This is a genomic window from Vibrio kanaloae, assembly GCF_024347535.1.
Lineage (GTDB): Bacteria > Pseudomonadota > Gammaproteobacteria > Enterobacterales > Vibrionaceae > Vibrio > Vibrio kanaloae.
The window spans coordinates 1,164,598-1,188,162 of sequence record NZ_AP025498.1 but is presented as its reverse complement, the minus strand read 5'-3'; the positions used below and the strand labels follow the sequence as shown (position 1 = coordinate 1,188,162).

Genomic DNA, 23,565 nt, shown 5'->3' with positions numbered 1-23,565 from the left:
TATTGTTTTTATGTTCAGGGGGGGCCACTTCGTACTTGAATCCAGTCTGGTAAGATTTGCTATCTTTATTTTTTAGTATAAATTTAAGTTTGATAATTTATAACTATATGAAATTAAAAATGAATAAAGAATCCACAGTTGCTGGACAAGCTGTCTACTCTAAGAAAGTACTCTCAATATACGATCTCTGGGTTTTAGGTATCTCAAATAACTATTTTTGGAAATGCCCAACTAAATTTATTAGTGAGCAATTTTCAATGTTAGTTTCATCTAACCATTTAGATGTTGGTGTTGGCTCAGGTTATTATCTAAAGAATTTTCTACCTCAATCAACAAAACGTATCGCTTTGCTAGATTTGAATCAAAATAGTCTTGATACAACTTCAAAAGCAATCAACCACTTTGAACCTGAAGTTTACTGCGGGGATGTGCTTGAGCCTCTTGAGTTAAATATCGATAAATTTGATTCAATTAGTGTTAATTATTTACTTCATTGCTTGCCTGGAAATCTGATTGATAAGTGTATTATGTTTAAGCACCTAAAGGATCATCTGAACGATGATGGGGTATTGTTTGGTAGTACAATTTTGGGCAAGGGTACAAAACTAAACTTTTTCGCCAAAAAATTGATGGGTGTTTACAATAAGAAAGGAATATTTAGTAATAACAACGATGATCTAGACACATTGCTGTTATTGTTAAACAAACACTTTACTGATGTAAAAGTAGAAGTGATAGGATGTGTTGCGTTATTTTCAGGTAAAAAAACATAACAAATGCATCAACACGTTATACTAAACTCGGCAATCTCAGTTTGCCGAGTGTTTCTCGTTTAAGGCGTCAATATTAAGTATAATCGCATAGAAGTGAACGTGTTATGCAGGCGTTATATGTTTTGGCCAATTTAGGATTGCTAAGAAAAGCAGAGGATCATGAGTTAGACTTCATCTACTCAATGGGCTTCGATGTCTGGGGTGACGGTCTTTCGTCCGAGGAGTACCTAGCAGGTTGTCGTAACAGTGAAAAATACTTATCAGGTACTTGGTACGTATTGGTTGAAAATGATCAAGTCGTATCATCTCTTATTGTTTATAGCGGCATGTTCGGTCTTAAAGAGAACTCTTTTGGTATTGGCTCTGTGGCTACATCCCTAGAACTACGACACCAAGGCTATGCGTCAAAGTTGGTTAATCTAGTCAAATCTGAGTTATTTGATAAAAATGATGGTAAGGCCTTGTACCTACATAGTGATATTGAACAGCAGTTCTATATGAAGCTTGGTTTTGTTAGTATTCAGGGTTCTGACTGCATGATTTATACAAAGGAACCAGTGGCTTCTAATGGATCAATACCAGCATACTTTTAGCTTTGAGTTCTACATATAACAAGAGACTATGAGACCAATAGTTATTTTGGCGCTATCTATGTTTTGATACCATCACATCTAAGCTACAAATTTAGTGCCGTATTATAAGTTTCCTACTGCCACAGAGCCAGCAGAAACACAAAAAGACCAATTCCAAGCGTTACTTTTAGAAGTAAGCCAAGAGGGGCACCACCTTTTGGCGCTTTATTGCAACATCCCATAATCGTTTCCTAATTCGTCGTGGATTTCATGTCACCATAAACCTTTCCCTTACGGTAAGGTCAATGCATTTATGACTCAGATTTCAGGCAACAAAAAGGCGAACCAAATGGTTCGCCTTTTCTTATTTTGTGCTGCTTAGCGCCGCTACGAATTAGTCTTCGTAGTTGTCGATGCTTGGGCAAGAACAGATTAAGTTACGGTCGCCGTATACGTTGTCTACACGGTTAACAGTCGGCCAGTACTTCGAGTTCTTCGTTACTTTTGATGGGAAGCAAGCCAGTTCACGAGAGTAAGGGCGATCCCACTCTGCGCCTGAAAGGTCAATTTGTGTGTGCGGTGCGTTCACTAGAGGGTTGTTGTCTAGTGGCCATTCACCGGCCTTCACTGCTGCCATTTCGTGACGGATTGCGATCATCGCTTCACAGAAACGGTCTAGCTCTTCTAAACCTTCAGATTCAGTTGGCTCAACCATTAGTGTGCCAGCGACAGGGAAAGACATAGTAGGTGCGTGGAAACCAAAGTCCATTAGACGCTTAGCAATATCTTCTTCGCTGATGCCTGTGTCTTCTTTAAGCGGGCGAATATCGATAATACATTCGTGCGCTACGCGTCCGTTAGTGCCACGGTAAAGAACAGGGTAGTGAGGACGTAGTTTTTCCATCACGTAGTTCGCGTTCAGAATCGCTACTTTCGTTGCATTTGTTAGGCCTGGTTCGCCCATCATCGCGATGTAAGCCCAAGAGATAGGTAGGATTGAAGCACTACCTAGATCTGCAGCCGATACCGCGTAGTCAGAACCTTGTACACCGTTTTCGATGTGACCTGGTAGGAAAGGTGCTAGGTGCGATTTAACGCCGATAGGACCCATACCTGGACCGCCACCACCGTGTGGGATACAGAATGTTTTGTGTAGATTCAAGTGAGATACGTCTGAACCGATGAAGCCAGGTGAAGTTAGGCCTACTTGAGCGTTCATGTTCGCGCCGTCTAGGTAGACTTGCCCGCCCGCTGCGTGAACTTGTTCACACACTTCTTTCACTTGCTCTTCATATACGCCGTGCGTAGAAGGGTAAGTGATCATGATGCTTGATAGGTTTTCTTTGTGCTTCTCGATTTTCGCTGCTAGGTCTGTCATGTCGATGTTGCCATCTTCATCACACTTAACAACCACTACCTTCATTGAAACCATAGACGCTGTTGCAGGGTTAGTACCGTGCGCAGAGCTTGGAATCAGACAAACGTTACGGTGAGCTTCACCGCGGCTTGCGTGGTAACGTTGAATCGCGATTAGACCTGCGTATTCGCCAGATGCACCAGAGTTAGGCTGTAGTGAAAAATCGTCGTAACCGGTGATTTCACACAGCTTCTCTTTGAGATCTTTTGCTAGTGCAGTGTAACCAGCGGCTTGCTCTAGAGGTGCGAATGGGTGAATTGAACCAAACTCAGGCCATGTTACTGGAATCATCTCAGCAGCAGCGTTCAGCTTCATCGTACAGCTGCCCAGTGGGATCATGCCGTGCGTTAGTGAGAAGTCTTTGTTCTCAAGCTGTTTTAGGTAACGCATCATTTGCGTTTCGCTGTGGTGCGTGTTGAATACTGGGTGAGTTAGGAACTCTGATTCACGACGGCAGTTTTCTGGAATTGCTGCAAACTCATTTGATGCAATGTCAGAAGATAGCGCTTGAACGTCTTCTTTCACGTCGAAGATTGCGAACAGTGCGTTCACGTCGTCGACCGTAGTTGTTTCATCTAAGCTGATACCGATTTTTCCAACAAGTCGACGAAGGTTGATGTCTGCTGCTTGCGCTTTCGCGTACAGTGAATCTGTCTTGTCTTCTGTGTTCAGCGTGATGGTATCAAAGAAGCTGTTGTTGGTTAGCTCGTAACCCGTTTTAGTCAGGCCAGCCGCTAGGATAGCTGTCATGTGGTGTGTACGACGAGCAATAGTACGAAGACCTTCTGCACCGTGGTAAACAGCGTAGAAAGACGCCATGTTTGCTAGAAGTGCTTGAGCTGTACAGATGTTCGATGTCGCTTTCTCGCGGCGGATGTGTTGCTCACGAGTTTGCATTGCCATACGTAGCGCTTGGTTACCGTGAGTATCGATAGATACACCGATTACACGACCTGGCATTGTACGCTTATGCTTTTCACGAGTACCCATGAATGCAGCGTGTGGACCGCCGTAACCCATAGGAACACCGAAACGTTGCGCTGAACCGATTACTACGTCTGCGCCCATTTCACCCGCAGGCTTAAGTAGAGCAGAAGCAAGTAGGTCAGTAGCCACTGTAACCAGTGTTTTGTTCGCTTGAGCTTTCGCAATGATGTCTGTTAGGTCACGAACTTCACCCGTTGTACTCGGGTATTGAAGAAGCGCACCAAATACGTCTTGCTCTGGAAGTGTTTCAAGAGCGCCAACCATTACTTCAAAACCGATGTACTCAGCACGAGTTTTAACAACTTCTAGTGTTTGAGGGTGAACATCGTCAGCAACGAAGAATACTTTGCTCTTGCTTTTGCCAGCACGTTTACACAGTGTCATCGCTTCGCCTGCCGCTGTCGCTTCATCAAGAAGGGATGCGTTCGCGATTTCCATACCGGTTAGGTCCATTACCATTTGTTGGTAATTGAGTAGAGCTTCAAGACGACCTTGAGAAATTTCTGGTTGGTATGGTGTGTAAGCTGTGTACCAGCCTGGGTTCTCTAAAACGTTACGTAGAATAACGTTTGGAGTGAATGTGTTGTAGTAGCCTTGGCCAATGAAAGTACGTTTCACTTGGTTTAGGTTAGCGATCTCTTTAAGAGAGGTCAGCATGTCCATTTCGCTCTGTGGCGCAGCAAGTGTCATTGGTTTTTCAAGACGGATTTGTGCAGGAACCGTTTCGTCGATCAGTGCGTCTAAGCTAGTCGCGTTGATCGTTTCAAGCATTTTCTGCTGGTCTGCTTTATTTGGGCCGTTATGGCGAGCAACAAACTCGTTTTGAGTACCCAAGTCTTTTAGTAATTGGCTTTGAAGTAATTCAGTCATGATATGTTCTACTTTCTCTTTGGAGCCGTGAGCTAGCCCCTAAAATTAAGCTGCTCTAAAGAGCAGCTTTATCGTAATGAGGAACCTATTAGTCTTCTTCGATAGAGCTTAGGTATTCTTCCGCATCTTTAAGGTTGTTTAGTTCAGATGCATCAGACATCTTCACTTTAACAATCCAACCACCTTCATAAGATTCTTCGTTAATTAACTCAGGGCTATCTTCTAATTCTTCGTTGATTTCTACAATTTCGCCAGAGATTGGTGCGTAGATATCAGAAGCTGCTTTTACTGATTCAACGAGAGAGAAGCTTTCGCCAGCTTCGATTTCGTCTCCAGTGTCAGGCAGGTCAACAAACACAACGTCACCTAGCATTTCTTGAGCGTGCTCAGAAATACCGATAGTCACAGTACCGTCACCGTTGTCTTTTACCCACTCGTGGCTGTCTGCAAACTTTAGTGTATTGTCCATTGCTTATTCTCCAAAAATTTATGAGGTTTTAATTTAAATCTTAAAAACGGTTTAACGGTAAAGAGGGAAGCGCTTGCAAAGCTCTTTAACTTGTTTGCGAACACGTTGCTCAACTTCAGCGTTGCCTTCAGGGCTTTCAACTAAGCCATCAAGTACATCACCGATCCATTCACCGATAAGTTTGAATTCTTCAGTGCCAAAACCACGACTGGTTCCAGCTGGCGTACCTAAACGAATACCAGAAGTAATCATAGGCTTCTCTGTATCGAATGGTATACCATTTTTGTTACATGTGATCCCTGCACGCTCTAATGCTTCTTCAGTTACGTTACCTTTCAAGCCCTTAGGGCGAAGGTCAACCAACATCAGGTGCGTGTCTGTACCGCCAGTCACAATGTCACAACCGCGAGTTTGCAATACTTCAGCAAGAACTTTTGCGTTGTCGATCACTGAATCAATATAAGTACTAAATTCAGGGCCAAGTGCTTCACCAAACGCCACTGCTTTAGCTGCGATAACGTGCATAAGTGGGCCGCCTTGTAGGCCAGGGAACACTGCAGAATTGATCTTTTTGTTGATGTCTTCGTGGTTAGTCAGAATCATACCGCCGCGTGGACCACGAAGTGTTTTGTGTGTTGTTGTAGTTACAACGTGTGCGTGAGGTAGTGGGCTAGGGTGAGCACCTGTCGCGATAAGACCCGCGATATGTGCCATATCGACCATTAGGATAGCGCCAACTTCGTCAGCGATGTCGCGGAACTTAGCGAAATCAATAACGCGTGGAATAGCACTACCACCAGCAATAATCATTTTAGGTTGGCTTTCGATAGCTAAAGCGCGAACTGCTTCGTAATCGATTTCTAGAGTGTCGCGGTCTACACCGTATTGAACTGCGTTGAACCATTTACCAGACATTGCAGGACGCGCACCGTGTGTTAGGTGACCACCAGCGTCAAGAGACATACCTAGGATAGTATCGCCAGGTTGAAGTAGCGCAAGTTTAACCGCGCCGTTTGCTTGAGCGCCAGAGTGAGGCTGTACGTTTGCGTATTCGCATTTGAAAAGCTGTTTAGCGCGCTCAATCGCGATAGCTTCAACGGTATCTACGTGCTCACAACCACCGTAGTAACGACGGCCTGGGTAACCTTCTGCGTATTTGTTAGTTAGGCAAGTGCCTTGAGCTTGCATTACTGCTTTAGAAACGATGTTCTCAGAAGCAATAAGTTCGATTTGTTCGTTTTGACGAGTGTTCTCTGCTTGGATGCCAGCAAATACGGCGTCGTCAGTACCAGATAAGTTCGTAGTGAAAAAGCTGTCTAAGCTATGGTTTTGGTAAGCGTTCATTGTCGAGACCTTTCATTAAGCTAATGGTGATTGTTTTTATAGTCCATTAGGTCTTACGTTGATTTCTGCATCGGTATCGTTTGCGCTGTATAGGTAGAGATAAACGCTAATTGCGTTTTAAATATACTCTTACGGCGTCTAAGCGATCGTTGTAGGGTCAATGCAGCACGAATTAATTCCCAAAAGTTCGGGTAAAAAAACAGCTCTTACAAATGTTAAAATACTCATTTGGTACAAGCTGAAGTAGCATCTCTTCATCTAACAAGTCGATAACATAGCTCCGATAAAATCAATTTTCAATAAAAATTTCCAATAGGAAACAACTTTTCTTATTTTGCTACGAGGAGCACGCTTTATTTCTGTGTGTGCTCTTTAATCAACAAAGCGTTCCATGCAACAATTAAATGAATAGACAGGAAGTAAAAATATAATGAGGGACCTATGTCAGAAGACATTTATGATGAGTACCCATCTTTAACGTTGGCGAAGGAAACGTTAGATCAGAATATCGAACCACTAAAGCTCGGTCAGCGTATTAAAGATATCCGCGGTAAGCTCGGGATTACGCTAGAAGAAGCAAGCCAAAGAACGGGCTTGGCACGCTCTACGCTTAGTAAAATAGAGAACGAACAAATCTCGCCAACCTTTCAAGCTATGCAAAAATTAGCGATGGGTTTGCAAATTGACATGCCACAACTCTTTGAACCGCCAAGGAAAAAAGTCGCAACAGGACGTCGTGACTTAACTAAGGCTGGTCAAGGCAAACCTCACCCAACACCGACTTATGAGCATGAATTGCTTGCGACTGAGCTTTCTAATAAGAAAATGATGCCGTTTAAAAGCCGCGTAAGAGCACGTACTTTTGAAGAGTATAGTGATTGGGTTCGTCACGACGGTGAAGAGTTCTTAATGATCATTTCGGGTGATGTGATGTTCTACTCAGAATTCTACGAACCGGTACCAATGAGCGAAGGCGATAGCATGTATTACGACGCTAATATGGGCCATATGTTGGTTTCTATCAGTACAGAAGATGCGCTCATTTTGTGGGTGACTGCAAAATAAATTAACAATCTTAGAATTTCTTATAGTGAATGCAAACGTTTGCTTTTGTTTCGAACGTTAGCCAATAGCCGCGATATTGATGTGAAAATCATCAATGTCGCGTTTTTTGTATGTAACGAGTGATTGTTTTTAAATTGTTAAATGTCACATTTTGAGCTGTTTTAATCTTGTTAAGGGTGTAAAACTGATTCAGGCTTGTTTATTATAGTGAACACGGTTTACTCATGTTGATTGAAGTTTACTGAAGTGAATTCTTAGAAAGTGAGTTGTAGAGATTTTATACAGCCAACCCGATGTATCAAGCTAACGATGTAAGCCTATATAAAAGGCATCACTTTTTACTATCTACTGCTTCTAAGGTTAAGACGTCAATGTTACTGACGCGAATACGCTGAGGTGACTAATGATGAAGCTTATCGTTAGAAGCGACTCTAAATAGAGATATAAGCGGCAGATTCGATTTGGAAAGCCTGCAACGCTTCATGGAGAAGAAAATGACTCAAGAACACGCTAATCAAGACCTACTAACAACACCACTGCATGCACTTCACATAGAAGAAGGTGCAAAAATGGTTCCTTTCGCTGGCTACGATATGCCAGTTCAGTACCCACTAGGTGTAAAAAAAGAGCACTTGCACACTCGTGATGCTGCCGGTCTTTTTGATGTTTCTCATATGGGGCAACTTCGTCTTCATGGCGCGAACGCAGCGGCTGTCTTAGAATCTTTGGTTCCTGTAGATATTATTGACCTTCCTTCTGGTAAGCAACGTTACGCGTTCTTTACTAACGAGCAGGGCGGTATCATGGACGACCTAATGGTGGCTAATTTAGGCGATCACCTGTTTGTTGTTGTAAACGCAGCTTGTAAGACACAAGATATCGATCACCTAACGGCTCACCTTCCTGCAGACGTAGAGATGGAAGTGATTGATGATCGTGCTCTATTAGCACTTCAAGGTCCTAAAGCATCGGAAGTTCTGGCTCGTTTCCAACCAAGCGTTGCCGATATGCTGTTTATGGATGTTCAAAAAATGGATATCGACGGCGTTGAATGCATCGTGAGCCGTAGTGGTTACACAGGTGAAGATGGCTACGAAATCTCCGTACCAAACGATCACGCTGAAGCTCTTGCTCGTAAACTAACTGCAGAAGTAGAAGTAGAGTGGATCGGCCTTGGCGCACGTGACTCACTTCGTCTTGAGTGTGGTCTATGTCTATATGGTCACGATCTAGATACAACAACAACGCCAGTAGAAGCTAGCCTTCTATGGGGCATTCAAAAAGTGCGTCGTACTGATGGTGAACGTGCAGGCGGTTTCCCAGGTGCTGATATCATCCTTGATCAAATCGCGACTAAAGACGTTCAACGCAAGCGTGTTGGTCTAGTGGGTCAAACTAAGGCTCCAGTACGTGAAGGCGCTGAGCTGTTCGATGCTGAAGACAACAAGATTGGCGTAGTAACAAGTGGTACTGCGGGTCCTAACGCGGGCAAGCCTGTTTCTATGGCGTACGTTCGTACTGACCTGGCGGTTATTGGCACTGAAGTATTCGCAGAAGTTCGTGGTAAGAAGCTACCAATGACAGTAGAAAAAATGCCATTCGTACCTCAACGTTACTACCGTGGTTAATCTCTTTTAAGAGCAAACACCAAGTTTAACGAAAGCCTATTGTTTTCTTTTCTGTATTGAGAAGTATAACAGTGGGCTTTTTTGTTTTTTAGAGCGTATTTAGTTTGAATTGCTACGCTTAAGTCTCGTCATTTTAAATTGGCTTATAAAATAATAAGTATGTCATTACAGTTGAGAATATTCACTATACTGTTAGTTATGACATGCTATGGTAGCGAATCTTTCATTATTCAATAAGTAGTAGGGGTTGCAAGGAGTTACCTATGAATGAGATCCATCCAGTTAGTCCGATTCGTAAAGCCGTTTTAGGGCTCTTAGCGCCATTAATCTATACATCAAATGTTATGGCAGTAGAAAGCACGGTCGAAATGACTGCTGACGTAGGGGTGACACCTTATATTGTGAATGGTAGTGACGCTTCAGTCAGTGAATTTTCTTCAATGGCGAGCTTGTTCATTGACCGTATCGATTACGATGGCGTCTATTCAACAGGCCCTTATTGTGGTGCGACAATTTTAAATCCAACGCATATTTTAACCGCTGCGCACTGTATTTACGGTGATGAAGAAGGGCAGCTGTTTACTTCAGTTGTCCCTCAACTGGAAGACACTTCCCAATTCCCTAACGGTAACATTCAAAAAGCACGAGTTTCAGAAGTTTACTATCGCAGTGACTATTCAAATGCGTTGAGCGATCTATTACGTAATGATGTTGCTGTTCTCAAGCTAGAAAGCGCACTGAACATCGATTCAGTTAACGATGTGGTTAAGCGTCCTTTCGATGAGAGTTACCGTGTTGGTGTTAATAACTTTGTTGCTGTTGGGCATGGTGATACACGTTCAGGCTTTGATGGCACAACGATATTACAGAGAGCGCCATTAAATTATGTAGATAACCCTACATGTGCAAAAGTATTCAATGGTGGTTCAGCACTGACGAGTAATCAAATTTGTTTTGTTGGTAACTATAGTACCTTCACTAAGTTATACGGCGGTACTTGCCAGGGGGATTCTGGTGGTCCTGTTTACTGGAAAGATGGTACTGATTATAGACAGGTAGGTATTACCAGTTTTGGACCTGAAACATGTGGTGGCAGCTCTGCTGTAACGTCTGTATTTACGGAAATATTAGACTACAAAGTTTGGATCGACAGTGTTATTGCTGGTAACGAAACTGCTAAGTTTGTTGCTACTGACGCCAAACGAACGGCTTATGTGAATGCGCTAAATTCATCTGGTTCTGGTAGCAGTGGTGGTAGCGTATCGTTTGGTTTGCTTGGTGTGTTGATATTACTTGGTGGCGCAAGAAGAGCAATATTACGTTAAGAGCAAGTCACTATTAATTAAGCTTAAATAACGGCTATTGAGTCAATGAGTCAATAAAGTCTGACTGCTATTTTATATTTTGCCCATTTTGGTGCCATAGAACGATTAGCTGATTTTTCCTCGGAGTTGTTTTGTGGTACTTCTTTGTTTTTTACTTTCTAAACGTCTCTTTTGAGAACCTTTTGTCGGTTTTGTCGCTCGTCTCACTTTTTGAACTTTTGTTGCTTCTAAGATGAGTTCTTTCAAACGCACCAAAGCATCGTCTCGGTTTTGTTCTTGAGTTCTATATTGCTGCGCCTTAATGATAATCACACCCTCTTTGGTGATGCGGCTATCTTTGTATGCTAATAGTTTCTCTTTATAGAAATCAGATAGGGTGGAGTGCTTAATGTCAAAACGTAAATGTATCGCGCTTGATACTTTATTGACGTTTTGGCCGCCAGCCCCTTGTGCTCTGATCGCTGTTAACTGGATCTCCCAGTCTTGAATCGAAACAGAGTTAGATATTTGTAACATAAACATCCATAGTTAACGGAAATATGCGGTCATGATACTGAATATTGGTTATGGTATCAGTAACTTTCTTAAAGAGTGGTAGTAGTAATGAAAATAGATTTGACGATGTATGAAGGGTTGATCTTTGATATGGATGGTACGTTAATCGATACAATGCCTGCTCATGTCAAAGCATGGCAAAAAACGGCAGAGCAGTTCGGATTTCATTTCGAAGCGTCTTGGCTACATAGTTTAGGTGGTATGCCGAGTTATAAGATCGCCGGTGAAGTGAACAGTAAGTATGGTTTATCACTCGACCCCCACGCGGTGTCGACATTTAAAATGGCTGCGTTTGCGGCAATTGAAGACAAAGGAGACGTTATCCCTTGTACCCATTCTTTGTTGTTAGAATACTTAGGCGACAAGAAAATTGCGGTAGGGACGGGCAGTCAGCGTAAAAGCGCTGAACAATTGCTAGAGAAAACGGACATCTTGAATAAGCTTGATATTTTGGTAACAGCGAGCGACGTTAAGAATCATAAGCCAAACCCTGACACTTTCTTGGATGCATGTTTAGGAATGGGTTTGCGGCCAAAGCAGTGTGTTGTATTTGAAGATACCAATCTTGGTAAGCAGGCGGCGCACGCTGCGGACATGGATTGCATTCTAGTGGTGGAAGGTAATCAATTAGAGTTTTATCCAGCACCAGACTAAAGTACAGCCTAGTATAGACGATATTACTCTCTCCGCTAGGCGATCTCGTTCATTTCAGCGTCTAGGAACAAACACACATTATTTCGACCTGCCGCTTTTGCCTCGTATAATGCTAAGTCTGCGCACTTATAATTGAGTGCAGGGTCATCTGTGAGGTTGGTGATTCCTCCGCTTACCGTTGTCACGTTGTCGAGTTCAATGCTGATAGCTATTCTTAGCCTGTTAAGTACATACTCTGCTTCTTCAGTTGTTGTATGAGGTAAAATAACGCCAAACTCTTCGCCACCAATACGAGCGACAAAGTCGGTTTCACGACATTCTCTTTGTAATATTCGAGCGACGGTTTGAATGACTCGATCACCATAGTCGTGGCCAAACCGATCGTTAATACGTTTGAAGTGGTCAATATCTAAGATAGCTAAGCAAGACTGTTCTCGGGTCGGATAACGATTTACACGAGAGCATTCGTCGCGAAGTTCACGGTCGAACTTACGTCGGTTCCAACAGCCTGCTAATGCATCTTTCTCACTCAAATTTCTTAGTTTGTTCTCAAGTTCTTTGTGTTTACTTATATCTACAAATGATGCGACATAAAATTGAATGGTACCTTTTGAGTCTTTGATGGTTTGAATTCGAAGTATTTCCGTAATCAACGATCCGTCTTTACGACGATTCACCACTTCACCTTCCCACATGCCTTTTTGCTTGATTACGCTCCACATTTTAATGTAGAACTCCTGGTTGTAGCGGCCAGAGGCAAACATAGAAGGTTGGCGGCCTTTCACATCTTCCAAATCGTAGCCACTTACACGAGTAAACTCCTGGTTCACTTTAATGATTCGATTATTTCTGTCGGTAATGACTAAGGCCGACATGCCATTCATTGCCACTTTGGCTAATTGGCTTTCGATGCTGTTCTTTTTGTGGTTTTTATTCCATAGCACGAAGCCTGCTGAAATCATTGAGATTAGTATTGTGAGTGTAATAACTTGCACAATGATCGCGTGGTTTTCTCTTTGGTATTGACTACTAAATTGTTGATTTTTAATATGAAGAACCATGTATATTGGGTCTTCAAATTGCTTTATCTTGGGGCTGATATTTGCATGGAAGTACCAATTTTTACCGTCAAAATAGCTAGAAGAAGTGTTGTCTTGAATTGCTTGCCAAAGTTCGGGGTAAAGATTTGCGTAAGTTTTATTTGAGCGTGACTCAAGAAGGTGTCCAAATGATTCTTCAAGATCAGGCCCCATGATGATATGTCCCGTTTTATTGAGTATTACAGGTACGGCTGCAGATGTGTTGATTTGATAAAGAAGGCGTTCGTAGATTTCTAGAATGTTCAGGTTTGCAATAAAATAACCAAGAACACGACCTTCTGAAGCAACTGGGGTCATAATTCGCAATGTAGGAGTCAATGGGTGAACGACTTCGCCATTTTCGACTTCTAAATCAATGCTACTTGAAATGACTTCACCTATTTTTAAGCGACTAAGCTTTTCAAAGTAGTCACGATCCGATTTATTTTGAAGCTTATGAGTTGGAACTATCGTCGCTTTCTTATTGCGGTAGTTTATACGGAAAATCTCATTACCTTTTAAGTCTAAGTAGCGAAGCTGAGAGTAATATTGTTGAGTACGAGCCAACATTATCCAAAGATCTTGCAATACTTCTCTGTGAATAATCGATGGTTCTTTAATGGCGCGAAGTAACGTTTTTGAATCAGCAATGGAAGGGACTGAATTGGATACTTGTTCCACAATAATAGCTAGCTTGTGGAAGCTGTATTCTATTTGGTTTTGACTGGATTGTTTGATATTTAGCGTGTGCTGAGCTTCAACTCTGTCAAATTCAGAGTTAATGTAGAGTGCTGGTACTAACCCTAAGGCAAACATAGTGCACAGAAATTGGCTGATCAGCTTTTTTATACTTGTATTCATCCACCGTCCTCAAAGAATCCGGTGCAATACTATATATTTTATAGGGCTTTTAATGTGATCTTGACCCAGAACTTTAAGCAATAATTGCATATTACTGCGGTTTTAGTGCAACTTTTTGCTTTGAGACTGTTAATTAAGCCATATAAGTAACAACAAGTCATCGTTAAATTGAGTCCTGCTGATGCCAGTAATACTCGAAGGAGCATGAGCAGGACCTTTGTTCGTGTTTTTATTCTATTTACTAAGGCTCTGTAATCACTAATTTAAACCAATGATGCTCCCTTCGTCATCAATGTCTAACGACATAAATGCAGGTCTATCTGGTAAGCCGGGCATTGTCATTACATTGCCGCATAACGCGTAAACGTAACCAGCACCTGCACACAGTTTGAGTTCTCTAATGGGCACATCAAATTGAGTTGGCGCGCCTTTTATGTGTGTTTCAGTAGAGATAGACAAGGGGGTTTTTGCCAAACAAACGGATAGACCGCTATAACCATGTTTGTTGAACTCTTCGAGCTGTTGCTTAGCAAGTGGTGATAGTGTGATACTTGCCGCGCCATAGCCAACTTCAGCGACTGCCATTAGCTTTTCTTCTAGGCTTTGTTCTGAGTGATACAAAGGCTTAAATTCACTCTCTTTTTGGCAAGCTTTTACTACGGCGTGAGCCAATTGATTCGCCCCTTCGCCACCTCGACCAAATGCTTCGCTCACTTCAACGCTAACGTTTGGGTCGAAGTCGGTGATCATCTGTTTCAAAGCATCTAGTTCTTGAGTTGAGTCTTGTGGGAATCGGTTAATCGCAACAACTGTAGGCACTTGGTATTGCTTGACGTTGTTGATATGCCATTTAAGGTTATCAAATCCTGCAATGAGTGCATCTTGGTTTTCATTCAAGATCGAGTCTGGTAGGGCTGTACCTAGCTCCAAACCGTATAAGCCGGAGTTAGCTTTTAATCCACGTAAAGTTGCTACAATTACTGCGCAATCGGGCTTCTTGTTTGAGGCTTTTACTTTTATATTGCACGCTTTTTCAAAACCCATGTCTGAGCCAAATCCACCTTCTGTTACAACAAAGTCACTGAGCTTTAAGGCTATCTTGTCGGCAATAATTGAAGAGTTACCATGGGCGATGTTCGCAAATGGCCCCGCATGAATTAAGGTAGGGACACCTTCAAGGGTTTGCATTAGTGTCGGCTCAATAGAATCCTTCATTGTTACTGTCATAGCCCCTGCAACGTTGAAGTCATCTGCGGTTAATGGCATACCTTGATGGTTATAGGCGAGTACGATACGACCGATACGTTTTCGTAAGTCTTGAAGGTCATTAGCAAGTGCAAGAATGGCCATCAGCTCTGAAGCGGCTGATATATCAAATCCATCTTCGCGTTCGTAACCATTGATGGTTTTGCCCGTTTCGTTTTTACCTACCGTGATCATGCGAAGTGCACGGTCATTATGGTCGAGTACACGTCGCCATACTATTCTGTTTGGGTCGATATCCAGCGCTTTTAAGCCAGATCGTGCTTCAAATGCTTCTAAACCTTCGCGCTGTTCATGATACAAACGTGCGTCAATTGCGGCAGAGGCGAGATTATGAGCTGCAGTCACCGCGTGAATGTCACCTGTTAGGTGAAGGTTTAACTGCTCCATAGGGGCAACCTGAGAGTACCCACCGCCAGCTGCGCCACCTTTCACGCCAAATACCGGCCCCATTGAAGGTTGACGAATGCAAGCCATCGCTGAGTGATTAATCTTAACTAGGCCTTGCGCTAGCCCAACTGTGGTAACGGTTTTGCCTTCACCGAGAGGAGTTGGAGTGATAGCGGTCACGATAACTAGTTTGCCATCAGGTTGATCTGCTAGACGCTCCAACAGTGTTAAAGACACTTTAGACTTATATAAGCCCAATGGCTGGTGTTCGTTATGTTGTAGGCCTGCTTGTTCAGCAATATCACTGATGTTTTTAAGGGGAGTTGTGCGACAAATATCAATATCAGGCAGCATGTTTGATCCTTATATCAGAACCGAAAGGTAGTACGTAAACGGTTGCCTGGCGATATTACTGTATAAATCGGCCAAGTAAAGGCAACCACACGAATTATGTGCTGGAAGATGATAGATCTAAAGAGTTATTGCGCAGGATCAATTCTTAAACGAGCAAAATATTGAAGTGGTCGCATTTCATCACGTTTATATTGATGATTAATACAAAAAGAGCTGCCTATAGCAACTCTTTTTGAGGAATGGATGATCTGGATTTGGTTCATCAAACCAATTAGCCGACTGGCTATGGCCAGATTAACGATCCCAGTATGTTTCTTCTAAGCTATCTTCGCGCTCAGGTAATGCACGAGAAAGACGCGGAGAGTGCTGAGTTAACACTTCGTAGCTGACACGGTTTGCGTACTTACAAATTTGAGACAGTGACGAGTACGTAAGACAAGTGTACTCGTGTTTCTCTGAATTCGGTACGTTAACATGGTGGTAGCTATTAGCTGCCATGTCGTGTAACAGGGCAGAAAGCGCGCCATCACCAGCGCCATTTGTGTTCTTAATCTCAAGGGGGCCACCAAGGTAAGGACCGATGTGAGAGTACACTTTTACTGGTTGTTTACAGTCTTGCTTACGCATCGAACGGCTGAATTCATACTTGTTGAATTCTGGAATATTTCCTGGAAGTAATGGAAACGTTGTTTCGCGCTTCGCTAACTCGTCTGTATAGCCTGCCATGTATAAGCCGATAGGACCTGCTGTACATAGAACTAAGTCCACCCACTCAAGTGCTTTGTTGGCAGCCAGCAGCGGATCTTTCTCACCAGTTAACGCTTCACCTTCATCTTCATTCATCGCGACGATCGTTACGTTTTCTTTGAGGTATTCTTGCCACCATTCAGCGTTGCCTTCGATCACGTATTTAGTGCCAAGCGTTAGTACAACAGGCACATTGTGCGCTTTCGTGTATTCGATCGCTTTTTGTACGGCTTTTGGCATTGGATCGTCAGGGTTACCACGCATTAGGTATGAAGAGACAACTAATGCAGAGGCTTTTTCGAAAATTTGTTCAGGAATACTTTCAGGAAGCAACTGGTTCATATGCCCTTCGTTGATCGCAAACGTACGCTCGCCATCTTCGGTAATGAGCGTGTAACAACGACCAATTGGACCATCAACAGTTTGTAGGTGGTTTAAGTTCATACGTGAAGAGGTACGACAAAGGTAACGGTAACCAAATGAGCCAACTTCAATTTTCTTAGACATTACACCAAGCAGTACTGATTTACTGTCTGCTAGAACGGAATAGTTGTGCAGTGTATTGCCGATAGTATCGCCAGGGTATTGATGCGTGATCAAACCAGATTCAACGAGCTCCTCATACAGCGCATCGGCTTTACTTTCTTCCAATACAAGAGAGTGGCCTTTACTCAGTTCATATTTTTCTAGGAACGCGTCGTCAACACGGGCTTCGATATCAACAATAGTCTGGCCAACACCAACAATGGTTGCGCGGTGTAGTTTAGGTGTTTGTTGAATTTGGTTGACCAACGGATCACGTGCGTGAGTTGGAAAGTAGTGCTTAGATTTACGCTGTCCAGGAAACTTCATATGAAAAATACAGTGAAAAAATTTTGCCGCATGATATCACGTTTTTCTTCTGTTTCTTTCATTTTTATTACATTCAGAGTCACCTGTACAGACATTGTACAGGTGACTCGGTATCACTATTCTGTTGGTATTAACGTTGACGGTTCAACGTAAGCTTTTGTACCTAATAGTGGAACAGTTGAAAGGCTGTGTTTAAAACTGCCTTCTGTTTCTTTGGTTGTGTAAGACAAGTAGAGCAGTGATTGATTCGCCGCGTCGTAGATACGACGAACCTTCATGGTCTTAAAGAAGATGCTTTTTGATTGTTTAAAGACCACTTCACCAGATTTACTCTTGTCTATTTTAGCAATCATTTCTGGTGTGATTTCACCGGTTTGACGACAAGAAATAGAGCTGTCACTTGGGTCCGAAAGGCTAAGATTTGCCTCAACTGAAGCTATATGACACGTCACGCCTGGAATTTTATCATCATCCAAAGATGACATTTTTATGTCCTTGAGAGTGAAGAAGCCCAAAGAGACGTCACCAACCTCGTTGTCTGAACAGCCGGCTAACATAAAGAGGATACCTACTGCTATTAAGGCTTTTTTCATAAGAAGTCCTTTGGTTTGTATAGTTCTGTTTAGTATGAAGATTATTGAAAGTTCGCATATTAGTGTAGAGCTTTTCGCTAACTTCTTAAAGGATGTTGTTGGATAATGAAAACTAACAAGCATTTAAACTACTTGTTGGCCATGTTCATGCTCTGTATGCTCTCTGTTTGTAGCTCGGCACTTCAACCGATCATATGCCTTCCAAATAATTGTGATATTTGGGGATACTAACCGTAGGTACTAAAAGAATGAATAATGAAATACCTGAAATTGCACATAATAAAAATCAATGGCTATTTGGTCAGCTCGACATAGCGTACCCCGCAAAGGAAAGTCTTCTAGGTCGAGAGATCTATAAAAAACAACTATCCCAAAGAACTTATCAACTCCTCCCGCAACACCAAACTCCCACTGAAATAGATGAACTGCATAAAGTCGACTTCCATAAGTTGACGGTACTATTCTCACTTAACCAAGCGAGTGCTTACTCAGATAAAGCGGATAGGGCCAATATCGTAGAGTTTTTGAGCCAGATAATGTTATCGGATGAACATGAATTATATGTAGGCACTCAAAAAGGTGATGTTGTAGCGAGTGCCATCGTTACAGAAAAAGATGATGAGTTGCTGATATCGGATGTTGTGAATGAAGATGACCAAAATGTGATCGGCTTTGCTAAGCAGCTGCATGACTTTTGGGTAGAAGGTCAAGATTCTAACCGTAAAGTGTGGCTAGAAAACTAAAGGTTCCTTGAGAAAGCGTTGACCTTAATACAATGCACGGCCTTTTAACAAAGGGGGGCGGTATATATGATCACTCACTTACTGTGATTGGTGTTATATTTATGTGAACCCTCTTCAAAGCTCTTTCTCAAACTTACATTTTTATAGGACATTTGGTGACTTTTATAAGCCAAGTAATATTCATCATTGTCCAATTAAAATGAGATCTGTTGCTTATCTTGGTGCGTTAAAGTGATCCACTGCATATTTCGTGAAGAGAAATAAGAGGGTATCGGTAAACTGTTACCTTAGTCATCCTTAGGGGTGAAATAACGCTATAGGATAAAGCTTGGATTCAGTACGAGTGATATATCTATGCGGTTAGAACAGACGAAGTGTGTGATTTTTGATTGTGACGGAACACTTATTGATAGTGAAAAGTTATGCTGCCAAGCTTTGGTGAATGTATTCGCCTGTTTTGGGGCTGATCTAAACGTTACTGACTGCTATGCACACTTTCAAGGCGGAAAGTTGGCCGATATCTTAATGGATACACGAGAACGTCTTGGGCTATCTATTTCTATTGATACACTTGAACCACTATATCGTGCAGAGCTAGAAGCACTATTCCAACGACATCTAAAGCCAATGGATGGTGCGATCGCTCTTATTGAGTTCCTAAAGCAGCAAGACATTGAGTTTTGTATTGCCTCAAATGCGCCTAAATCTCGAGTTGAATCGTCATTGGCAATGACAGGAATGCTCGATGACTTTAAGGGGAAGGTGTTTTCAGCTTTTGATGCAAATAGCTGGAAGCCAGAGCCAGATCTGATTATGTATACCGCAATGAGCATGGGTTTCTTGCCCAATGAGTGCATCTATGTTGATGATACCTTGAAAGGAGTGGAAGCTGGTGTTCGTGCCGGTGTTCAGTCATTCCGGTTACGTCCAAGTGTTGATGAGTCTATAGTGGATCCAGAAGCCGACTCAGCAGAGCTAGCGGCTCAGGATATATACAGTTTAGAAGAAATTTCGGTTTGGCTTAATGGTAAGCACTGTTTAAGTGATGGTATACCGAACTCGGAAGCTTTGGCGGGTTAGCACCTAACTGAAGGCTAACGATTTTACTGAATTGTTTGGTATGGAAACCACAAGATGCACACGTAAACTTTTCTCCACTTTCCGAAAGTAGATATTCGTCGTGTTGACATAAAGGACATGTAACGTTTTCGATATTTGATGCTTTTGTATTATTCATTATGTGTCACCTGCAGCAAGAGGGTAAGCGAAAGTAAGACCTGCTCCATTAGATTACCCCTAAGCTCGATTATTAGACAGTTTTGATGTCTCATAATCTTTCCTTTGCGACTTGCTTCATGGTAATGATAATTCGATAGTTAGTGGGCAACCGTTGTGCGTCTCGTTTTAGATGAATACGTTACTTTTTCGGTGCTAGTTTCGATGTTGTAACGGTAGGCTTTGCAGCCAATGGTTGGATTGAAACTGTGAGATCAGACCTCAGAGCGATATATCTTTAATGACAACCTAGCTTTCAGTGCAAACGAATTTAAAACACTCATAAGGAAGAAGGACTCTATCGAGCCCTTCTTAGTTTCGTTGATTTTAACTTAGAGTCATTTAGTGTTATTTAGATCGAACACTAAGTACGGTATCTTGCTAATGTTTTAGATAAAGACACCGATGCTTCTGTTAGCTTAGATACGCCGTTTGAAGAGTTTTGTACCACGTCTTTAATCACATTGGATTGACTACGGATATCGTTAAGTTCCGCTGCGACGGTATTCGCGACGCTACTTTGCTCATCCGCTGACGTTGCTATCTGGATACTCATGTCCATTAGAGCTTGAGCTGAATCGGCGATAGAGTTCACGTCATCACCAATATTTGAAATCAACTGGCTACTGGTTTGTGCTTGATTGACCGTTTTCTCGGTGATCTTTGCGATATTTTGACTTTCTTGTTGTAAACGTTCAATCATTGCATGGATTTCAACCGTAGCTGATTGAGTTCTGCTCGCAAGGGTCCTCACTTCATCAGCAACGACCGCGAAACCACGACCTTGTTCACCCGCACGAGCTGCTTCAATTGCAGCATTCAGTGCAAGTAGGTTGGTTTGCTCTGAAATAGCATTGATCGTTGTGATAACTTCGTTAATTTGGCTGGTGTTTACATTCAAGCTGGTAACAGAAGAAGAGGTTTGCTCAATCAAAGATGAAAGGGTGGTGATCTCTGAGATTGCAAGTTGAACTTTAGCGTGGCTGTCATTGATTTGCTGCGTATCGTGCTCAGTTTGCTCTGTTGCACGCGCGGAAATATTAGTCACTTCATTCGCAGATGCCGTCATCTGATCCATTGCTGTCGCAACAGAGTCTAGGGATGAGTTCTGGCTAATGATTTGTGTTTCGCTGCGCTTCATCTCTTTTTCGAAAGAAGCAGACGTTTCACTTAGTGAGGCTGCGCTGTGATTAACGTTATTAACCAACTCACTTAGGGTGTCCATTGAGCGATCGAGTGCACAACCAATCGTACCAAATTCATCACGGCCAGGGTGGAAACCAAGGCGTGAAGTTAAGTCACCATCACCAATCTTTTGAGTCGTTGAGTAAAGTACCCAAAGAGCGCCACCTAAGAAGGTCGCTACCCAATAACAGAAGAGTCCAAAGGGCACACACCATAAAAAACTGAGTAAAAAAGAGTACAGTGCCTGCTGCTTTTGATTTTGTGTATTGATATCTGAGTTGGTGAGAGAGTAGTAGTTGCCGTCTCGTGCTAACGCTGTTGCCGTAACTGCACCATTCTTAAGAATAGTGGTTTCTTGAAGCTTAGATTGCTGACTCACTGAGCGAACAGAGGCCGGTGAATCTGAAGCCGCTAAAATACCTTTCAATTGATACTCGACTTGCTGTTTTTTACTAGCGTCAATTTGCTCTATTTCGTTGACGTAGTTGAGTCCGGCTAGGCTTGCCAGGGCGGCAAAAAAGATCAAGAAAATGACCCAAAACTTGTCATTAATAGACATTTTAATAAACAATTTGTCTATCGTTCGAAATTGTACTTCTTTCATAAAAACTCCACGGTAAATCCTTTACCGTGGACTCTAAATAACCGATCTCAATAAAAATGTGACAACAATCAACTAATTGTGAAAATTAATGATACCAACATGCCATTTATGAGATCTCCATCAAGTGTAATTGTTAGATATGGGTTTATTAACCTAATGAAGGTAGTAATCCCACTGAAATAAGAATTTGAGTGGCAATGATAAATACACCAACGCTGCCGGCTAAAAATAACGCTTTGCTTCCGCCTAACACTTGGTAGGTCGCTTCTGTACCTTGAGGCTTTGCTGAGAAATTCGTGTAGCGCACTTTGTATACCATCACGGTTGGTAAAAGAATTGCCAATACTGACAGTGCAATTGCAGCATAACCCAAGGCCATGATGAAACCTTGTGGATAAAATAACGCAAAACCCAGCGGTGGCAAGAAGGTGATAGCGGCTGTTTTAACGCGTTTTGCCTTGCCTAGTTTCTTGCTCAATGAATCGCCCATGAATTCAAACAAACCTAAACTAACGCCAATAAAAGAAGTCAGAAGCGCAAGATCGGCAAATACACCAACTATCACGCTTAAGTTTGATTGTTGAACGGTTTGTGACAGTGAGACTAAAAGTGCGCCTAAGCTTGTGTCTGATAGCAACTGTTCTTGGCTAACTACACCTAAAGTTACGCTCTGCCAGAATACGTATATAACCAACGGCAGTGCAGAACCAATAATCATTACCTTACGTAAAGAGCGAACATCACCATCTAAGTACCGGACGATTGATGGAATACTGCCGTGAAAACCAAAAGAGGTAAATACAACCGGAATCGCGGCAACAACAAGGCCTTGTTGTAAAGGCATGCTCATTAGGTACTGCGAAGTGATATTTGGAGCTAAGAAGCTGAGTACGATGACCATTGCGATCAACTTTAATCCAAATAAAACTCGGTTAACTTTGTCGACACTATGTGTACCAATGGTCACAACGCATGCAACCAACAGTGTGAACAAAAGCGTTGTGATTTGGCTATTAAGTTGAATGTTAGTGATTTCAGAGATGCGCTGATTAAATTGTGCACCACCACCGGCTATGTATGCCGCACATAAAGCGTAGAAGAGAAACATAACGGCGAAGCTCGCTATCCACTTTCCTTTGGTCCCTAAAATTGTGTGAGCTAAAGTATGTAGGGTGGCGTCCGATTCTGCGAATTGGTGAAGCTCCACCATTAATAATGCAGTGAAGGCCATTAGAGCCCATAACCCCAGCATTAAAAAAAGTGAAGTTGAGAAACCAATTCCAGCTGAAGCGAGTGGAAGGGCGAGCATTCCAGCACCAATTGTAGTGCCTGCAATGATCAAAGTACTACCAAAAACCTTTGATTTATTCATCGTATATAATTCTTTACGTTAAGGTGTGTTTACGTTGTAATTCTTCTAGCTTAAGAGAATAAACCCAAAGAATATCTCGATTTTTAAGTATTCTGATTGAGTTTAATTTCAAATGCAATGCTTAATGTAATCTTAAATATCCACTGTAAATATTATTGTACATGTGGTTGAGTTCGATGAGTGGAATGAAAAGGGCAAACGTTTGACTATGATCCGCTTCAAAACTTTTAGAGTAATTAGTTGTACTTAGTGTAAGGTGTTAGTACATATGTCGTTCGCGCATACCCCTTTAGCGTAACAAGCGTTAATGATCGCGAGTAGCTTCAAGCTATAAATATGGAATGGGTAAAGTAGAGTGCGTTCATCAAAGTGACATAATATAAGTCCAAGATGGTGCACTAGTTAACAGGACATTATGTCCACACCAAGGAATAGAGGGGGCACTATGAGTGACCAATCTTATAATGACGAAAGTCTTGAGTTGTTAGATGCTATGGAAATCGGCATTGATTTATCTGACTATGAGCAGACCGTTCAACAGTTGGCAGAAGAACTTTTTAAATCTTCAAACTAAGCTTTCTTAGCTAA

20 protein-coding genes are annotated in these 23,565 nt (G+C 42.3%); 9 read left to right on the top strand and 11 right to left on the bottom strand.

Going from position 1 to position 23,565, the window contains the following annotated elements:
* The first annotated feature begins 119 nt into the window (after window positions 1-119).
* Window positions 120-773 carry a class I SAM-dependent methyltransferase gene (locus OCV24_RS19545; RefSeq protein ID WP_150877132.1) on the top strand — a complete coding sequence of 218 codons (654 nt, stop codon included), beginning with the start codon at window positions 120-122 and terminating at the stop codon, window positions 771-773.
* A 104-nt stretch (window positions 774-877) separates the two neighbouring features.
* Window positions 878-1,366: a GNAT family N-acetyltransferase gene (locus OCV24_RS19540; protein ID WP_146443635.1), complete on the top strand. Its 489-nt coding sequence runs from the start codon at window positions 878-880 to the stop codon at window positions 1,364-1,366.
* A 373-nt stretch (window positions 1,367-1,739) separates the two neighbouring features.
* On the opposite strand, the gene gcvP is transcribed toward OCV24_RS19540, so the two are convergent.
* The 3 genes from gcvP to OCV24_RS19525 form a co-directional block, all read right to left on the bottom strand.
* Complete coding sequence (gene gcvP / locus OCV24_RS19535) at window positions 1,740-4,619, bottom strand: aminomethyl-transferring glycine dehydrogenase (RefSeq protein ID WP_150877134.1); 2,880 nt, start codon at window positions 4,617-4,619, stop codon at window positions 1,740-1,742.
* An 88-nt stretch (window positions 4,620-4,707) separates the two neighbouring features.
* Window positions 4,708-5,088, bottom strand: a complete 381-nt coding sequence (gcvH, locus tag OCV24_RS19530) for a glycine cleavage system protein GcvH (protein WP_004730871.1) — start codon at window positions 5,086-5,088, stop codon at window positions 4,708-4,710.
* Between the two features lie 51 nt (window positions 5,089-5,139).
* Window positions 5,140-6,432: a serine hydroxymethyltransferase gene (locus tag OCV24_RS19525; RefSeq protein WP_017058372.1), complete on the bottom strand. Its 1,293-nt coding sequence runs from the start codon at window positions 6,430-6,432 to the stop codon at window positions 5,140-5,142.
* A gap of 441 nt (window positions 6,433-6,873) precedes the next feature.
* Between OCV24_RS19525 and OCV24_RS19520 the strand changes: the two genes are divergently transcribed.
* The 3 genes from OCV24_RS19520 to OCV24_RS19510 all read left to right on the top strand — a co-directional run bounded on the left by OCV24_RS19520 (window position 6,874) and on the right by OCV24_RS19510 (window position 10,450).
* Window positions 6,874-7,497, top strand: coding sequence for a helix-turn-helix domain-containing protein (locus tag OCV24_RS19520; protein ID WP_017058371.1), 624 nt, complete (start codon window positions 6,874-6,876; stop codon window positions 7,495-7,497).
* Between the two features lie 494 nt (window positions 7,498-7,991).
* Window positions 7,992-9,125, top strand: coding sequence for a glycine cleavage system aminomethyltransferase GcvT (gcvT, locus tag OCV24_RS19515; protein WP_046223629.1), 1,134 nt, complete (start codon window positions 7,992-7,994; stop codon window positions 9,123-9,125).
* Window positions 9,126-9,388: 263 nt separating this feature from the next.
* Window positions 9,389-10,450 carry a S1 family peptidase gene (locus tag OCV24_RS19510; protein ID WP_150877136.1) on the top strand — a complete coding sequence of 354 codons (1,062 nt, stop codon included), beginning with the start codon at window positions 9,389-9,391 and terminating at the stop codon, window positions 10,448-10,450.
* A gap of 105 nt (window positions 10,451-10,555) precedes the next feature.
* Here the strand turns inward: OCV24_RS19510 and arfB are convergent, their stop codons facing one another.
* Window positions 10,556-10,966, bottom strand: coding sequence for an alternative ribosome rescue aminoacyl-tRNA hydrolase ArfB (arfB, locus tag OCV24_RS19505; RefSeq protein WP_017058368.1), 411 nt, complete (start codon window positions 10,964-10,966; stop codon window positions 10,556-10,558).
* Window positions 10,967-11,053: 87 nt separating this feature from the next.
* Here arfB and OCV24_RS19500 point away from each other — a divergent pair, with 87 nt between their 5' ends.
* Window positions 11,054-11,659: a beta-phosphoglucomutase family hydrolase gene (locus OCV24_RS19500; RefSeq protein WP_017058367.1), complete on the top strand. Its 606-nt coding sequence runs from the start codon at window positions 11,054-11,056 to the stop codon at window positions 11,657-11,659.
* 35 nt (window positions 11,660-11,694) lie between these two features.
* On the opposite strand, the gene OCV24_RS19495 is transcribed toward OCV24_RS19500, so the two are convergent.
* The 4 genes from OCV24_RS19495 to OCV24_RS19480 form a co-directional block, all read right to left on the bottom strand.
* Window positions 11,695-13,599: a sensor domain-containing diguanylate cyclase gene (locus OCV24_RS19495; RefSeq protein ID WP_046223627.1), complete on the bottom strand. Its 1,905-nt coding sequence runs from the start codon at window positions 13,597-13,599 to the stop codon at window positions 11,695-11,697.
* A 258-nt stretch (window positions 13,600-13,857) separates the two neighbouring features.
* Window positions 13,858-15,606 carry a formate--tetrahydrofolate ligase gene (locus OCV24_RS19490; RefSeq protein ID WP_150877138.1) on the bottom strand — a complete coding sequence of 583 codons (1,749 nt, stop codon included), beginning with the start codon at window positions 15,604-15,606 and terminating at the stop codon, window positions 13,858-13,860.
* A gap of 294 nt (window positions 15,607-15,900) precedes the next feature.
* The gene (locus tag OCV24_RS19485) at window positions 15,901-17,205 is read right to left on the bottom strand and encodes an inosine/guanosine kinase (RefSeq protein ID WP_150877140.1); all 1,305 of its coding nucleotides are present in this window, start codon (window positions 17,203-17,205) and stop codon (window positions 15,901-15,903) included.
* A gap of 116 nt (window positions 17,206-17,321) precedes the next feature.
* Window positions 17,322-17,798 carry a CreA family protein gene (locus OCV24_RS19480; RefSeq protein ID WP_046223625.1) on the bottom strand — a complete coding sequence of 159 codons (477 nt, stop codon included), beginning with the start codon at window positions 17,796-17,798 and terminating at the stop codon, window positions 17,322-17,324.
* Window positions 17,799-18,046: 248 nt separating this feature from the next.
* Between OCV24_RS19480 and OCV24_RS19475 the strand changes: the two genes are divergently transcribed.
* Window positions 18,047-18,541, top strand: a complete 495-nt coding sequence (locus OCV24_RS19475) for a hypothetical protein (protein ID WP_017058350.1) — start codon at window positions 18,047-18,049, stop codon at window positions 18,539-18,541.
* Between the two features lie 354 nt (window positions 18,542-18,895).
* A complete protein-coding gene (locus tag OCV24_RS19470; protein WP_017058349.1) occupies window positions 18,896-19,621 on the top strand; it encodes an HAD-IA family hydrolase in 726 nt (241 codons plus the stop codon).
* On the opposite strand, the gene OCV24_RS20830 is transcribed toward OCV24_RS19470, so the two are convergent.
* From OCV24_RS20830 to OCV24_RS19460, 3 genes are all read right to left on the bottom strand, one after another.
* A complete protein-coding gene (locus OCV24_RS20830) occupies window positions 19,563-19,778 on the bottom strand; it encodes a hypothetical protein (protein WP_077681496.1) in 216 nt (71 codons plus the stop codon). The genes OCV24_RS19470 and OCV24_RS20830 overlap by 59 nt on opposite strands.
* A gap of 402 nt (window positions 19,779-20,180) precedes the next feature.
* Complete coding sequence (locus OCV24_RS19465) at window positions 20,181-21,605, bottom strand: methyl-accepting chemotaxis protein (RefSeq protein ID WP_017058348.1); 1,425 nt, start codon at window positions 21,603-21,605, stop codon at window positions 20,181-20,183.
* Between the two features lie 148 nt (window positions 21,606-21,753).
* The gene (locus OCV24_RS19460; RefSeq protein WP_017058347.1) at window positions 21,754-22,977 is read right to left on the bottom strand and encodes an aromatic amino acid transport family protein; all 1,224 of its coding nucleotides are present in this window, start codon (window positions 22,975-22,977) and stop codon (window positions 21,754-21,756) included.
* A 445-nt stretch (window positions 22,978-23,422) separates the two neighbouring features.
* On the opposite strand from OCV24_RS19460, the gene OCV24_RS19455 reads away from it, so the two are divergent.
* Window positions 23,423-23,551: a hypothetical protein gene (locus OCV24_RS19455; protein WP_017058346.1), complete on the top strand. Its 129-nt coding sequence runs from the start codon at window positions 23,423-23,425 to the stop codon at window positions 23,549-23,551.
* The last annotated feature ends 14 nt before the right edge of the window (window positions 23,552-23,565 follow it).